Origin of the sequence: Arthrobacter sp. 2RAF22 (genome assembly GCF_052115325.1) — a bacterium.
In the GTDB taxonomy this organism is placed as follows: Bacteria; Actinomycetota; Actinomycetes; order Actinomycetales; family Micrococcaceae; genus Arthrobacter.
The window spans coordinates 54238-69634 of record NZ_JBFRGL010000011.1 but is presented as its reverse complement, the minus strand read 5'-3'; the positions used below and the strand labels follow the sequence as shown (position 1 = coordinate 69634).

Annotated in this window: 12 protein-coding genes and 1 riboswitch; of the genes, 7 read left to right on the top strand and 5 right to left on the bottom strand. The window is 64.0% G+C overall.

The annotated features are described in order from the left end of the window. Nucleotides 1-68: 68 nt before the first annotated feature. Both AB4068_RS10500 and AB4068_RS10495 read left to right on the top strand, forming a co-directional pair. Nucleotides 69-1580, top strand: coding sequence for a purine-cytosine permease family protein (locus tag AB4068_RS10500; protein WP_306962159.1), 1512 nt, complete (start codon nt 69-71; stop codon nt 1578-1580). An 11-nt stretch (nt 1581-1591) separates the two neighbouring features. Beyond that, entirely contained in the window at nt 1592-2545 is a 954-nt protein-coding gene (locus AB4068_RS10495) for a polysaccharide deacetylase family protein (protein WP_441433340.1), read from the top strand. Nucleotides 2546-2646: 101 nt separating this feature from the next. On the opposite strand, the gene AB4068_RS10490 is transcribed toward AB4068_RS10495, so the two are convergent. Then, the gene (locus tag AB4068_RS10490) at nt 2647-3567 is read right to left on the bottom strand and encodes a matrixin family metalloprotease (RefSeq protein WP_370872719.1); all 921 of its coding nucleotides are present in this window, start codon (nt 3565-3567) and stop codon (nt 2647-2649) included. A 47-nt stretch (nt 3568-3614) separates the two neighbouring features. Then, the gene (locus AB4068_RS10485; protein WP_306962162.1) at nt 3615-4802 is read right to left on the bottom strand and encodes a VIT1/CCC1 transporter family protein; all 1188 of its coding nucleotides are present in this window, start codon (nt 4800-4802) and stop codon (nt 3615-3617) included. 267 nt (nt 4803-5069) lie between these two features. On the opposite strand from AB4068_RS10485, the gene AB4068_RS10480 reads away from it, so the two are divergent. Further along, nucleotides 5070-5258, top strand: coding sequence for a hypothetical protein (locus AB4068_RS10480; protein WP_059388139.1), 189 nt, complete (start codon nt 5070-5072; stop codon nt 5256-5258). A gap of 25 nt (nt 5259-5283) precedes the next feature. Here the strand turns inward: AB4068_RS10480 and AB4068_RS10475 are convergent, their stop codons facing one another. Next, nucleotides 5284-5604 (bottom strand): hypothetical protein, encoded by a 321-nt coding sequence (locus tag AB4068_RS10475; protein WP_059388138.1) that lies wholly within the window; start codon nt 5602-5604, stop codon nt 5284-5286. A gap of 14 nt (nt 5605-5618) precedes the next feature. Further along, nucleotides 5619-5738, bottom strand: a riboswitch (SAM riboswitch). Nucleotides 5739-5819: 81 nt separating this feature from the next. Continuing rightward, nucleotides 5820-7352 carry a sodium:solute symporter gene (locus AB4068_RS10470; RefSeq protein ID WP_059388137.1) on the bottom strand — a complete coding sequence of 511 codons (1533 nt, stop codon included), beginning with the start codon at nt 7350-7352 and terminating at the stop codon, nt 5820-5822. 303 nt (nt 7353-7655) lie between these two features. Here AB4068_RS10470 and AB4068_RS10465 point away from each other — a divergent pair, with 303 nt between their 5' ends. The 3 genes from AB4068_RS10465 to AB4068_RS10455 all read left to right on the top strand — a co-directional run bounded on the left by AB4068_RS10465 (nt 7656) and on the right by AB4068_RS10455 (nt 10255). Then, entirely contained in the window at nt 7656-8231 is a 576-nt protein-coding gene (locus AB4068_RS10465) for a helix-turn-helix domain-containing protein (RefSeq protein ID WP_059388136.1), read from the top strand. 270 nt (nt 8232-8501) lie between these two features. Continuing rightward, nucleotides 8502-9917, top strand: coding sequence for an ammonium transporter (locus AB4068_RS10460; protein ID WP_441433339.1), 1416 nt, complete (start codon nt 8502-8504; stop codon nt 9915-9917). Continuing rightward, nucleotides 9914-10255: a P-II family nitrogen regulator gene (locus tag AB4068_RS10455; protein WP_059388134.1), complete on the top strand. Its 342-nt coding sequence runs from the start codon at nt 9914-9916 to the stop codon at nt 10253-10255. The genes AB4068_RS10460 and AB4068_RS10455 overlap by 4 nt, the downstream gene beginning before the upstream one ends. A gap of 75 nt (nt 10256-10330) precedes the next feature. Here AB4068_RS10455 and AB4068_RS10450 read toward each other — a convergent pair whose 3' ends face one another. Beyond that, on the bottom strand, nt 10331-12319 hold the full coding sequence (locus AB4068_RS10450; protein ID WP_441433338.1) for an amino acid transporter: 1989 nt from the start codon (nt 12317-12319) through the stop codon (nt 10331-10333). 280 nt (nt 12320-12599) lie between these two features. Between AB4068_RS10450 and AB4068_RS10445 the strand changes: the two genes are divergently transcribed. Further along, on the top strand, nt 12600-15260 hold the full coding sequence (locus AB4068_RS10445) for an exo-alpha-sialidase (protein WP_441433337.1): 2661 nt from the start codon (nt 12600-12602) through the stop codon (nt 15258-15260). Nucleotides 15261-15397 lie beyond the last annotated feature (137 nt).

Here is a 15397-nt window from a genome sequence, read left to right as displayed (position 1 = left end):
TATCTTGTTGCTGTGATGTGGGGCACATACATTGAAGGAGTCCCTTTCCTACACGGAGGATCCCCCCAATGCACGAGAACTTATCCACTGCGACGCCTGGGGCTGCAACGGCGCAGACCGACGTCGAACAGAACCTGCAGTCCATTCCCGAATCAGCGCGTACCCGCAGCGTAGCGGGCCAATTCTGGATCTGGGCAGGCGCAAACCTTGCCCCCATCAACTGGGTCCTCGGGGCCCTCGGCGTCCAGCTTGGACTGGGCTTTGCCGATACCGTCACGGTCCTGGTGGTGGGAAACCTGATCGGCATGGCGCTCTTTGGCTTGTTTGTCCTCCTGGGCCAGAGGACCGGTGCCACCGGCATGGTCCTGGCCCGGGCCGTCTTCGGCCGCCGCGGCAACTACCTCCCGAGCGCCATCCAGGCGCTCCTCGGAATCGGTTGGTGCGCCGTCAACACCTGGATCATCCTGGACCTCGTGATGGCACTCCTCGGCAAGCTCGGCATGGTCGATCCCGAGCAGCCCAACGTAGGCCCCAAGATCCTGGTGGCCTTCCTGATCATGTCCGCCCAGGTCACCATCGCCTGGTTCGGCTACAAGGCCATCGCGGCCTTCGAGAAGTGGACCGTCCCGCCCACCATCGTGGTGCTGATCGCGATGTCCGCCGTGGCCTGGTTCGGCATGAACATCGATTGGGGCTACGCTGGCCCTCCCGGTGCTGTCCTTGAAGGCGGCGCACGAATCGCGGCCATGACCACCGTGATGACGGTTATCGGCATCGGCTGGGGGATCACCTGGTTCACCTACGCGGCGGACTATTCACGCTTCGTCAGCAAGTCCGTCCCCAAGCACAAGGTCTACCTGGCCTCCGTATTCGGCCAGTTCCTCCCGGTGGTGTGGCTCGGCATCCTTGGCGCCAGCTTGGCAACGAAGAGCGGCACGGCCGATCCCGGCCACCTCATCGTGGACAACTTCGGCGTGCTGGCCATCCCGGTGCTCTTCCTGGTGCTGCACGGTCCCATCGCGACGAACATCCTGAACATCTACACCTTTTCGGTGGCCGCCCAGGCCCTGGACATCAAGGCCAAGCGTCGCTCCTTGAACCTCTTCGTCGGACTCCTGGCCCTGGTCGGCGTCGTGTTCTTCATCCTGCAGGAGGATTTCGCGTCAACGCTGAGCACGTGGCTCGGCGGGCTCGTGGCGTGGGTAGCCGCGTGGGGAGGCATCATGTTGGTGCACTACTTCTGGGTGGACAAGCGCAGCCCCGTAGCAGTCGACCGGCTCTTCGACCCTGTGGGTACCCGCCGGCTCCCGGCGTTCAACTGGGCCGGGATCACCGCGCTCCTGGTAGGCATCTTTGCCACGTGGCTGTTCATGTACGGCGTCCTGCCGATCATGCAAGGCCCCATCGCCACGGCCATGGGCGGGATCGACTTGTCCTGGCTGGCCGGCGGACTTGTTGCCGCGGCAGTCTATGGCGCGCTGGGCCCACGGGTCCATGCCCGGTACCTTCCGCTGTCTTCCGAGACCGCGGCGCCGCAGCCCGTTGCGGAAGACGCCGTCGCCAATCTGGTCAACGACTGAAAGGAAACCTGATGACCACCAACGCTTTCCCCGACGAGGCACACTCGATCACTTGGCCTGAAGGCTTCAGGGCAGCGGCGTCCTTCACGTTCGACGTCGACGCCGAATCCTGCACCATCGCGCACGATCCCACGAGCACCAGGCGCATGTCCCTCATGAGCCACCAGTCGTATGGCCCGAGGGTTGCTGTTCCGCGACTCTTGAAGATCCTCGAGCGCCAAGAGATCCAGGGAACCTTCTTCATCCCGGGATTCACGGCGGAAAGCTACCCGGACGTGGTGCGGCGGATCGTCGACGGCGGCCATGAAGTCGCCCACCACGGCTACCTGCACGAGCCAATGCAGGGAATCGACGCCGCCACCGAGGCCAACTACCTGGACCGCGGGCTCGACGCGCTCGCGAAGGTAGCCGGGGTCAGGCCGGTCGGCTACAGGGCACCGTGGTGGGAGCTCAACTGGCATTCGCCGGCGCTACTCGCGGACCGTGGCTTCCTCTACGATTCAAGCCTGCTCGACGGCGATGCCCCCTACCGCATGGCGGTTGCCTCGGATTCGGGTGATTCGCGGGACATCGTGGAGATCCCGGTGGATTGGGCCTTGGACGATTGGGAACAATACGCGTTCTATCCGGGAGTGACAGGCAGCGGGGTCATCGAGAGTCCGGCCAAGGTGTTGGAGATGTGGACCCTCGAAGCCGAAGCGCACCACACCCAAGGCAGCTGTTTCGTCTTGACCAACCACCCCTTCATCTCCGGCCGTCCGTCCAAGGCGGTTGCCTTGGAGCAGCTGATCGGACGAGTCAAGGCCATGGACGGGATGTGGGTGACCACCTTGGAACGGATCGCCGAGCACACCAAGGCCACGGTGAACGAGATCCACAGCCACGCCCGGATCGAGGTCCCGTCCTACCCGGGCGCAGGAGCCAGCTTCACGTCCGCCCGCGTCCTACTACCCGCCCCCAACTAAGCCCGTCCCCACCCAACTGACTCGCAGTTGTTGTCGTTATCAGGGCCCAAAACGACACCTAATGCGAGCTAGTTGGGTGGGCGGGCTAAGGGTGGGCCGGGCTACAGGTCGGTGCGGCACAGAGCGGTGTGGAGTTTGTAGAGTCCATTCAGGTCTCCGGCCGCCAAACCATCAGGGGCGCCGATCTCCGGGTACATGAGCTGGATCGGATCGTCTACGTGGTCAAGGCCAACCACGTGGCCAAGTTCGTGTTGGATCACCGCGGAGACGTAATGGGCGCCGCCGGAGACGCCCAGCAGTTCCGTGATTTGCGGGGCGTCCAAGTCCAGGCTTCCCGAAACGTAGCTCTTGGGTCCGGTGCCGAAGCTGTACATGGTGCTGCCGCCGGTTCCGATGACGGATCCTGTCAATGCGGGAGCCGCCTCGGGAGTGGTCCAGGAAATCAGCAGCGGTGCCCAACGGTCTCCGTAGAGCGCGGGCTGGTACGGCTTGCGCTTCTCGGAGGGGGTTTCCTTGCTGGTGCCGTCGTCAACGAATGTGAGGCCCGTAGCAGCGGCAATCTTTGCAATGGCGTCGGCGATGAGCCCCTCGGATCCGGCCGGGGCGAGAGCCGCGTTGACCACGTAGTGCAGTGGCCGGCACGGAGAGTAGCCCACGGGGGTGCCGTCGGCATTGGTGGCCAGGAACTTGAAGGAGTTGCTGGCCACCGCAGGCTTGGCGGGGGAGCCAAGCGGGTGGCCGGCTTCTTCCAGGCCAGGCGGCGGTGTATCCGGCGCGCGGGCCGCCTTCGGCTGACTTTGTCCGGGAGCCCCGCCCGGCCCGGAGCTACTTGCCGTGGCGTGGGCGGACGGGGCCAGGTTCGGAAGCAAGCCGGTGATTCCAGGGTCGCCCCGGAGGAATCCACTGACCAACACGGCTACGGCAGCGACCACCGCCACCAGCATCAAATTTCGGAACAGCGCGAGCGCGGTGCTGGGGCGCTTGGGCGGCGGGCCGCCGTCGTACCCGTAGTTTGAATGCAAGTCTTCCCCCAAATCCCCGTACCCGGCACCCCAGCGGGCCGGCGGTACTAACCGATGACAGCGCCGAAGACGAAGCCCAGCCCATACGTGGCCGCGGCCGCGCCGAGACCGATGGCGAGCTGCCGGAGGCCGCGGGTCAGCGGCGAGGTTCCGGACAACAAGCCGACGACGGCGCCGGTCGACAGAAGCGCGATGCCCACCAGCGTACCGGCCACAGCAAGCGCCGCGAAGCCGGTCATGCCGAAGATGAACGGCAGGATGGGCACAATGGCGCCCGAAGCGAAGAAGCAGAAGCTCGAGATCGCGGCGCCCCAAGCGGAGCCCACGGCCTCGTGCTCATTGACGGTTTCTTCCACTTCGGGGTGCAGGGAGAGGCTGGGATCGCAATCGCAGCTGTAGACGCCCATGCGTTCAGCGGCCCGGTGTTCGGCGGCTTCGCGGGACATGCCCCGGGCCAGATACACGAGAACCAGCTCGTTGTGCTCGATGTCCAGGGCCGGGGCTGCGGTCAGCGTGGCCTGGGTGGGGCGGGTGGCCTTGAGGAGCTCGAGCTGCGAGCGGACAGAGACATATTCGCCGGCACCCATGGACAGCGCGCCTGCCAGCAGGCCTGCGATGCCGCTGAACAGGACCACAGTGGCGGGGACGCCGGTGGCCGCCATGCCCATCACGAGTGAGAGGTTGCTGACAAGGCCGTCGTTGGCGCCGAATACGGCCGCGCGGAAAGTGCCGGACAACCTGTTGCGGCCGCGCGTCGCCAGGCCGCGGACTACTTCCTCGTGGATCTGTTCGTCAGCCGCCATGGCGCGGGTCGCTGCTGGATCCTTCGCGTAAGGCGAGCGGCCTTCAGCCCTTTGGGCGAGGGCCAACACGAACACTGATCCAAAGTTCCGGGCGAGGAAGCCGAGCATTTGGCTTCGGATCGAGGCCGCCTTCGGCATGCCGGCATGTTCCCCGAGGAGCTTGAGCCAGTGTGCCTCGTGGCGGCCCTCGGCCTCTGCGAGTGCCAACAGGATTTCGCGTTCCTCGCCGTCGCGGCGCTGCGCCAGTTGGCGGTACACGGCGGCCTCGGCCCGCTCGTCCGCCAAGTACTGACGCCAGCGCTTGATGTCCGACGACGACGGGGGAGTCTTGGGGGCCGCTTCATCTTGCGATGGACTGCTTTGGTCCGAGGGATTGTCGGGATGCGCGTTGTCTGGATCTGTCGGGTTCTGTGGATCTGCGTGCGGGTGCACCGGGACTCCTGGGTTGCTGGGGCGGGCTTCATCGCCTCATTGCGGCTCCACTCTATCGCCAATTTCCGCGGTTTTTCGGCTGGCAATCCTCACTGGACATTTTAGGCGCGCCTCAAAAACGGGAGGCTCCCGGGAGGCCTTGACCGCGGCTGGGGGCAGTGCTGGGATGGATGGACAGGGTCCACGAATTGGCGGGGTAGCGTGGTGACCGGCTGCCTCATGTGCCTGTGCGATGGGCTCAGCGGCACGTCGAACGGAGGTTGCACCATGGACAGCACCGAAACCCACGCCCGTCACCCCGACCGTCCCACGGTCGAGGCCGATCCCGCCTACGACTACAGCGAAGACCTTGAGGTGGACGAGGACTGGGAGGAACAATCCGAGGTCCTCGACGACGACGAACGGGTGGTTCCGCTCGACGCAGAGGAACACCGCGAGGACGAAGAGTTCGAATAGCCCCGGGCTCGCTAAACCCTGGGCGCTAAAACGCGCTCAGGATGAAGTGCCTCTGCACGCCTGCCCGGTGCCCGGTTGCCGCCACCGTCAGGGTGAGTTTCCGTGTGGCGGGGAACCAGCGGGCGGGCTGGACCGCTTTTGAAAGGGCTTGGGTGATGAGCCGCGGCTCATGGTGCCAATAGCGTTCCAGGTTTCCGTCCACGACGAACGTGACGGAGCCTTGGGAGAGGTCGACGCCGGGAATCACCCGGACGAATTCGTCCACCCGGCGGGGACGGGGCGACAAGAGGGTGCTGGGCTGGGTGGTGCGGTCGGCTATGGCGGTGGCGCCGTTTTCGAAAGGCATGGCCTTCTCCTGTGGAGTTGCTCTTGCCCGTTCGGTTGTCTCTGGTCCGAGCCGGGCCGCTTCTTCATCCGAACCACCCGTGAACATGGGGTTGGCGTGTGGCAAGTCGGAGCTTGGCGCCACATCTCTTGAAGCTCTTCCTACTGTACATGCGACGGCGGCGCCGCACCCCGGAAAAAGGTGCGGCGCCGCCGTCGTACTTGACTCTGTGAAACTTAGTGGCTGGCCACCGGGTGGGCCTCCAGCGGGAGTTCCTCGGTGACTCCTCCGGCGACGCGACGGTCCCATGCTTCGCGGACCTGGGGCTCCGTGGGAGGCGTCAGCAGCGAGACCACGACGTACACCAGCAACGAGGCTCCGAGGCCCCAGTAGATGGGATCGTTGGCGTAGACGCCGTCTTCGCTGGGAATGATTCCCGTGGCATAGGCGATCAGCAGGGCCAGTGTGAGTACGGACCCCACGGCCATGGACCAGGCCGCGGCAATACCGGTGCCCCGCTTCCAGACCAGGCCACCCAGGATGGCAACCAGCAGGCCGCCCACCAGGATGTCGTAGGCGATGGTCAGGGCGACCACGACGTCTTGCGCCGCCATGGATATCAACACGGCCACGATGCCCAGTCCGAGGACCCAGTAGCGGTTGGCCTTGACGTCGTGCTCGGGGTTCTCGGTGTCGTCGGTGTTGATGGTCTTGCCGAACCAGCTGGCCACGAACGGGACCACGTCGGCGCGGGCAACGGTGGCCGCGGCGATGAGGGCTCCGGAAGCCGTGGACATCATGGCCGCGACCGCAGCGGCCATCACGAGGCCGCCGATGCCGATCGGCAGGATGTGCGTTGCAACCTCGGCGTAGACGACGTCCTTGCCGAGGGCCTTCACGTCGATGTTGGGCAGTGCCACGCGGGCGGCAAGGCCGATCAATGCGCCGGCGACGCCGTACAGGACGCAGTAGATACCCGCGGTGGCACCGCCCCAACGGGCCACCTTGGGAGTCTTGGCGGTGAAGACGCGCTGCCAGATGTCCTGGCCGATCAGCAGGCCCAGGGTGTAGACCACGAAGTACGTGATGATGGTTTGTGCCCCGATGCCGTCCAACTGGAAGAAGCTGGCGTCAACGCGGGCACGGATGCCATCGAAGCCGCCTGCGGCGTTCAGGACGAACGGGAGCATGAGGAAGAAGATGCCCACGGTCTTGATGATGAACTGCACCTGGTCGGCGAGGGTGATGGACCACATGCCGCCGATCGTTGAGTAGACCAGGACGATTGCGCCGCCGACGGCGATGGCGAGCCAGCGCTCCCAGCCGAAGAGTACAACGAAGATGGTGGCGTAGGCGCCCGTGGACGTGGCGCACAGCATCAGGGTGTAGGCGAGCATGACGATGCCGGAAGTCTGTGTGGCGCGCTGTCCGTAACGCAGGCTCAGCATCTGGGAGACCGTGTAGATCTTCAGCCGCTGGATGGTGCCGGCGAAAAGCAGGCTCAGGAGGAGCACGCCCGAACCGATCGCGACAACCAGCCACATGCCGGAGACGCCGAACTTGTAGCCGAGGCCGACGCCGCCAACCGTCGATGCGCCGCCGAGGACGACTGCGGCCATGGTGCCGGTGTAGAGCATCGGACCGAGGCGGCGTCCTGCCACGAGGAAGTCGCTGTTGTTCTTGGTGCGCGACTTGCCCCACCAGCCGAAGGCCAGCATGGCGAGCAAATACACCACCACGATCGCAATATTGATGAACGAAGAGTCCACGGTTGGCTCCTGAAAGTGATGCGCAGAGCCCTTGGGGATTCCGACGCCGGTCCGCTGGGTTTCGTTGCGGGTTGCGGAAGGTCTCTGCGCTGGTGATTGGGGAGAGTAGTCTGTGATGTATGCCTCACAAACAACACTTGTTGCCTATGAGGATACGTAGTGATGCGAGTAACAGTCAAGGTGCTGTCTCGCCCAGCGGACTCATCGGCGCTCCTCCAGCTTGCCAAAGGCCCTGCCGCGCGGGCGATCCGGCTACTATTGCTGCAATGACAGGGCCGCAGAAACGGCCTGAAAGGTTCGTGAATGAAGGCTCTCCCCGTTGAACCGAGCAATGTCCCCGTTGCCATCGGTTCCAGAATCCGTGCCGCCCGCCAATCGCAGCGGCTCACCATCGAGCAGGTTGCCGACGCCACCGGCCTGACCAAAGGGTTCCTGAGCCGGGTGGAACGTGACCTGACATCGCCGTCGGTCGCTTCCCTTGTGACGCTTTGCCAAGTTCTTTCAGTCTCCATCGGCGATCTTTTCGCCGCACCTGAGACGCACCTGACGCGGCGCGACGATGGGCCGCGGATTTCGCTTGGCGGCCAGGGAATCGTGGAGCGGCTCCTGACCGCCCGGTCGGAACGACGGCTGCAGATCCTACAGGCTTCCATCGAGCCCCGCGGCCGGGGAGAAGCCGAGCTTTACGCCGTCGATTGCGACGTCGACGTCCTGCACGTGGTCAAGGGCCGCATCAAATTGATCCTCACCAACGAGGAGTACGAACTCGAAGAGGGGGACACGCTGTCCTTCCCGGGCCGCGAGCCGCACACCTGGGTCAATCCAACCGACGAGCCCGTTGAGGTGCTCTGGATCCTGGTGCCGGCAGCCAGCCGCTGACGCCGGCACTTTGCGATACGGGACCGCATGTGGCCGACACGCGGCGTAACACGCCTGAAACATGACTGACTCCGGGATTTAACCCTGGGGCCTTCGGTGTTACGTGCCTGAAATGATCCGTGCCGACTGCTGAAACAGGGCGACTGTACCTTCGAGTCAAGGCAACTCGTCAAGGTCGGTATCCCGTGGGGTACCAGGACCTGTTCGTTTTAAAAATGGTCTCGCCGTGCGGGCGCCATGGAGCGCCGTATATGCAGGAAGGCTCCCGAAATGACCCCAGTATTCTTCAGCGTAGGGCTGGATGTGAACCCCCAGACCCTCGATCCAGGCGCAACAGCCTGGATGCTTGCAGCTTCCGCCCTCGTCCTTCTCATGACGCCAGGTTTGGCGTTCTTCTACGGCGGCCTGGTCAGGATGAAGTCCGTCCTCAACATCATGATGATGAGCTTTGGCGCCATCGGCGTTGTCGCGGTGGTCTGGGCCCTGTGGGGTTACGGACTCGCGTTCGGCCCGGATACCCTTGGCGGATTCATCGGAGATCCCTTCGCGAACTTCGGACTCAGCGGACTGGCCAGCGTCATCGGCGGGAAAGCCCCGGGGTTGCCGGACATGGTCTTCATAGGGTTCCAAGCCACCTTCGCCATCATCACGGTGGCACTGATCAGTGGCGCGGTGGCCGAACGGGTCAGGTTTGGCCCCTGGCTGCTGTTTGCCGGCCTCTGGGTCACCATTGTCTACGCTCCTATTGCCCACTGGGTTTGGGGCGGCGGCCTCTTCGGATCCACAGGGATCATCGGCAGCAAGATCTCGGCCCTCGACTTTGCCGGTGGCACCGTCGTCCACATGAACGCCGGCATGGCAGGGCTGATGCTTGCGGTAGTGCTCGGCAAGCGGCTCGGATTCATGAAAGACCCCAACATCCGGCCGCACAACCTCCCCTTCGTGATGCTCGGGGCAGGCCTGTTGTGGTTCGGGTGGTTCGGATTCAACGCCGGTTCGGAACTGGCCGCTGATGGAATTGCCGCGCTCGCCTGGACGAATACCCTCTTGGCCACAAGCGCGGCGCTCCTCGGTTGGCTGCTTGTCGAAAGGCTGCGCGACGGCCACGCGACGTCCCTTGGTGCCGCATCCGGCGCGGTCGCCGGCTTGGTGGCGGTCACCCCGGCCTGTGGATTCGTGGACCCCATTGGCGCCATCGTCATCGGCGTCATCGCGGGTGCCGTCTGTGCACTGGCCATCGGACTGAAGTTCAAGATCGGCCTTGACGACTCCTTGGATGTTGTTGCCGTCCACTTTGTCGGCGGCCTGTGGGGGACCCTGTCCCTCGGATTCTTCGCGGTACCCTCGGCAAAGACTGAAGGCGGCCTTTTCTACGGCGGCGGCCTGAGCCAATTCTGGCCCCAAATATTGACGGCCTTGGTGGTCACTGCGTGGACGGCGATCATGACGACGCTCATCGGGCTCGCCATCCACAAGACGGTGGGCATGCGCGTCAAGGAGCACGAAGAGCTGGCCGGCATCGACATCACGGAGCACGCGGAAACAGCCTACGAGCTGGCCATGATTGGCGGGTCCTTCAATCCGGGAGAACCGCAGAACGGCAAAGCTCCGTCGAGTTCCAGCGGTGACCCAGAAGCCAGCTCCAACGGGAAAACAGATCGGATGCGCAGCAAGGCGTCGACGTGAAACTGGTCACGGCCATCGTGAGGCCGGAGCGGATCGACGAGGTCCGGGAAGCTTTGGAACACTTTGGAGTCAACGGGATGACCGTGAGCCAAGCCAACGGTTACGGCCAGCAACGGGGCTTCGTGGAGGTGTACCGGGGCGCGGAATACAATTCCGATCTCCTTCCCAAAATCCGGGTGGAGGTCCTGGCCACGGACGATCTCGTGGACGGAATAGTGGACGCCATCATCTCCGGTGCAAGTACGGGCCAGTTCGGAGACGGGAAGATCTGGACGGTCGACGTTTCGCAAGCCGTCCGGGTCCGGACCGGGGAGCGTGGCGCCTCCGCGATCAGCTAGGAAGACTGTGTTGGTGCCGCTCTGTTGGTGCCGCTCTGCGGCGAGCGGCACCAACACTGCCATGTTCAGCCCATTTCAGCCCACGTGCACCCATGGCCTGCGCGTGATGTCCGGTTCGGCTTCGCGCAGCACTTCGCGGGTCACCGGTGCAATCTCGCCCTCGCCGAAGAAGAGGAACTTGCTCAGATTGGCGATCGGATTGCCTTCGGTCCAGCGGAAATAGATGTGCGGCATGAGTCCCGTGACGTCGCGGATGTGGAGGAGTACCGCGGCCAGCGTGTTGGGCACGTTGTTGCTGTGGATCTCCAGGATCTTGAAGCCGTGCCGGACCTTGCCTTCCACGAGGAGTTCCTGCTCGAAATCTGAGCTGTCATCCACGATGATCTCGATGAAGATCGCGTGGCTGTCCACCGGCAAGTGGTTGGCTTGCTGGGCATGCTGCAGCTTCAACTCGTACCGGTCGGCGCTCAGCCGCTTGGGCTCGTGGGCGATGATCCGGATGGGGCCTTCCTCGTTCGATGCCGTGAACTCGAGGGCCATCTGGTCCATCTTGATGTGGGTAGCCCGCAGTTCGAAGGACCGGCGTACCCGCGACGCGAAGCTCACCAGGACAATGCCGAGGATGAACAGGGCAGCGATCCTGATACCGTCCGGGCGTTCCACCACATTGGCCACCGTGGTGTAGGCGAAGACCACCGCGACAGCACCGAAAGCGAGGGCCTTGCCCCGTTGCTTCTTCCGGCGCGCGGACAGGGTGACTGCGATCGAGGCCGAGGTCATGAGGACCAGGACGCCGGTGGCGTAGGCACCGCCTTGGGCCTCCACGTTTGCCTCGAAGACCAACGTGATGATGAATCCAACCGCCGTGAAGACCAGGACCAGCGGGCGGACGGCTTTGGTCCACGCCGGGGCCATGCCGAAACGCGGCAAATAGCGCGGCACGAGGTTCAACAAGCCGGCCATGGCGGAGGCCCCGGCAAACCACAAGATGGCGATGGTGCTGATGTCATACACCGTGCCGAAGCCGTCGCCCAGGAATTGGTGCGCAAGGAATGCGAGGGCTCGACCGTCGGCTTTCCCTCCCGGCTGGAATTCAGCGGCCGGAATCAGGAACGTGGTGATGAAGCTCGAGGCCACCAGGAAGGCACTCATGATGAGTGCCGCCGTCGTGAGCAGTTTGTGGGTGCCGCGGATGCGGCCCGCGGGATTTTCCTCCGTGTCGCTCGGGCTGCCCTTGATCTGGGGCATGACCGCGACGCCGGTCTCGAACCCTGAGAGCCCCAGGGCAAGTTTCGGGAAGACCAGGAGCGCGATGCCCACCATGATCAACGGGTTGCCGTGCTGCTGGTTCAATGCAGCCCACCAATCGGTCGCCACATGCGCCTCGGTCACCACGTGCGCCAAGCCGACCGCGACGACGACGGCGTTCAGCACCAGATAGACGCCCACCAACACGACGGCGACGTTGATGGCCTCCTTGAATCCCCTGAGGAACACCACGCCAAGGCCGGCGATGAGCGCCAGGGTGATGGTGATTTCCTGCCCATGGAGCCATTCCGGTGCAAAAGGGTTTTCGATGGCGTGGGCGCTCGCATCCGCGGCGGAGAGCGTCATGGTGATCATGAAGTCCGTGGCGGCGAATCCCAGCAAGGCGAGGACGAAGAGTTTGCCGCCCCACCGGGGGAGGAGCCGCTCAAGCATCGCGATGGAGCCTTCGCCGCGGGCGCTTTCGGAAGCCACCCGGCGGTAGACCGGCAGGGCGCCGAGCAAGGTGACGGCCACCAGGACAATCGTGGCGAGCGGCGAAACGATACCCGCGGCGAGCGCCGCAATGGCGGGCTGGTAGCCGAGGGTGGAGAAGTAGTCGACGCCCGTGAGGCACATGACCTTCCACCAGGACTGGGGAGTGTGGCCCTCGTCCGGCTTGCCGTGTGGACCCTGGCGTTTTCCCGAGGTCTCAGGCATTCCGTCGAGCAGCCATCGCTTGAATTGCCCCTGTTTGATGTCGCCCGCGGGCTTGTGCCGGTCAGAGGGTTCGGCCGGCGGCCTGGTCAGCGTTGTCACATGGTCCTTTCGCGCAGCCTGGAAGCTGCTCCAGATGGAGCGTACGGGTGTACCGGGGAGTGGATGCCCGTCTTTATGGAATCTTTACGCCGCTTGTGAGGCGGGTCACTTCCAGGAAAGACGCATTCAAGCATTTGGCATGTGAGCGGCATCACGTAGCATATAGAACGTCCTATGTTGGATGTGACCAAAAACGAAAGGGCTACGCATGAATAACCCGCTACTCAGTGACAGGGTCAGGAGGCGGCCGGGATGGAGTCGGGGCAGACTAGCCGTCTCCTTGGCAGCCGCCGCAGTTCTCGTGACGTCAACCGTTGTGCCCGCCTACGCCGCGTTGGATCCATTCCCGAGTCCCAACGTTCCCTCCAACCCTCCGGGAAGCTACGCCGAGCAGGTCCTGGCTTCCAACGGTGACAACGCCATCGACCCCGTGCTCGGCAAGTATTACCGGATCGTCGCGCTCGCGGACTTGGGCGACGGAGTCCTCCTGGCTTCCTACGATGGCCGTCCCGATGGGGGCGATTCACCCTCGGCCAACTCGATCGTCCAGCGGCGCAGCACCGACAGCGGAAAGACGTGGGGCAGTCCCACCTTCATCGCGCGGGGACAGATGGGCTCAGCGGGCGTACAGAAATACGGTTTCAGCGACCCCAGCTACGTCGTGGACAAAGTCACCGGGACGGTGTTCAACTTCCACGTCTACTCGAAGAACCAGGGATTTGCGGGCAGCGTGCTCGGCAACGACGACACCGACCCCAACGTGATCAGCTCGCAAGTGTCCGTCTCCACCGACCGCGGACTCACGTGGTCCACGGATCCGGCCAATCAGACCACCCTGCCTGTGCCCTCCAGCTACGCTGCGGGTTCCGCCTACGCCGGGTTTGCAGGTCCGCTGGTCACCAGTACCGTCAAGCCAAACGGCAGCACTGTCAACGGCGTCCCCAACGTTGGCGGCGTGGTCAGCATGTTCGCTTCGTCCGGCGAGGGCATCCAGCTCAAGTACGGAGCGCACGCCGGAAGGCTCATCCAGCAGTTTGCCGGAACCATTGTCCAGCCCGACGGGAGCCGCCAGATCCAGGCGTACAGCGTCTACTCCGATGACCACGGCAAGACGTGGAACATGGGTAAGCCCACCGGAACGGGCATGGACGAGAACAAGGCGGTGGAACTCTCCGACGGCCGCGTCATGTTGAACTCGCGGGACAGCACCGGCGCCAATCCGCATTTCCGGAAGGTGGGGTATTCCTCCGACGGCGGTGTCACGTACAGCACGCCTGTTGCCGAGACGCAACTCCCGGATCCGCGGAACAACGGCTCGATCACCAGGATGTATCCGGACGCGGCTCAAGGATCGGCGGATGCCAAGAAGCTGCTCTTCTCCAATTCGCCCACTCCTACCGCCGGCGGCGCGCGGGTGGACGGTACTGTCCGCTACTCTGCCGACGACGGCAAGACGTGGGGCTCCTCGCGCGTCTTCAAGCCCGGAAGCATGTCCTACTCCACCCTGAGTGCCCTTTCGGACGGGACTTTCGGCGTCCTGTACGAAGGTGACAGCAACACCATCACCTTCGGGAAATTCGACACGGCCTGGCTGAGCCCGGTTGCCGCCGTCGTCGTCCCCGGTGCCTCCACCGTCACGAACGGTGGCAGCGCCCAGCTCAGCGTGACCGTCACCAACAACGACAGTTCACCGCTTCCCGCTTCGACCGTCAGCCTTGATGCCTTGCAGGATTGGACGTCGACGACGGCGCAGCTCGCCTCCCTCGATCCGGGCGCCTCGGCGACTGTCCAGCTGACTGTCGCGGCGCCGTCGTACGCCAAGGCAGGTGCGGTTCCCCTGACCGCCAGGTTGAACGTGGGCGGGTCGTCGATTACCGCACCCGTGTCCGTGACGGTTTCGGGTGGTTCCGCCAGCAACGTGGTGGGCGCCTACATTTTCGGCGCCCGCAATGACGCCGGACGGGACCTGGCAAGCCACCCGTACGCCGTAGGTAGTACGGTGCCTTACAAGTTCCGGGTGTACAGCACGGGCAACGTCACGGAATCCGTTGTCCCGCAGTCCGGCAACTTCCAACCGTTCCTGCCGCCAGGCTCGGGCAACTGCCGGTTCAGCGCCCTTAGCGTGTGGGGCAATTACCTCTGCGGCACCCCGCAGCACACCGTGACGGCAGACGAAGCGGCCCAGGGATTCTTCGTCCCCAGCACCGGCTGGCAGGTGACCGGTAGTGGGGCTGCCACCCAGAACTACACGGTCACGGGTGACGAGGTGGATCTGATGGTCCGTCATCCCCAAGTGAACGGATCGGTGGTTCCCACCTTCAATGATGTTGACGGGGATGGATTTGCCGGTCCGGGCGATACCGTCACCTTCGCCTACACGGTGAGCAACAGCGGCAATGTGGCGTTGACGGACCTTTCGGCTGCGGCCATTGGTTTGTCCAAGCCAACCCTGGCCGTGGGCGAGTCGGTCAACCTCACCTCCACCTACACGCTGGCCGACGCCGACATCGCGGCCAAGCAGATCCCGGCAATCACCATCCCGGTCAGCGCAAACAACGGTGCCAAGCTTGCGTCCCTTCAGTTGGCCAGGCCAGCGGTCGAGCTGAAGGTCAAGCCTGCGAAGCCTGGTTCGGAGCCTGCCGTGGCTTCCCAGGAGTTGATCGGCGCGACTCCGCCGCTGGACTTGGGGCTCGGAACGGATAAGTACCGCAGCGGGCAGACCGTGACGGTCCACAACGTGGAGTACGGCCAGTGGTACTACGTCTACCTGAACAAGCGCAGCTACCGTTTGGGCTGGTTCTTCCCGACGCAGCAAAATACCCTGACCTTCGTGCTGCCCGACGATGTGAAAAACGGAATGGACAGCCTCGTTGTGCTGGATACGGACGGCCATCAAGTGTCGTTTGGAGACTTCCACGTGACGCCCTTCGGGAACAAGTAGCCCGGGAGGAGGCATGAGATGACAAGCTGGGCCGGGCGCAAAGGCGCCCGGCCCGGTCTTGTTGAGGGGACAATGGCGGTTTTTGCTGATGTAAACAAGTGATGCATATAAGACAACTTTGAGTGTATGATTGGTGT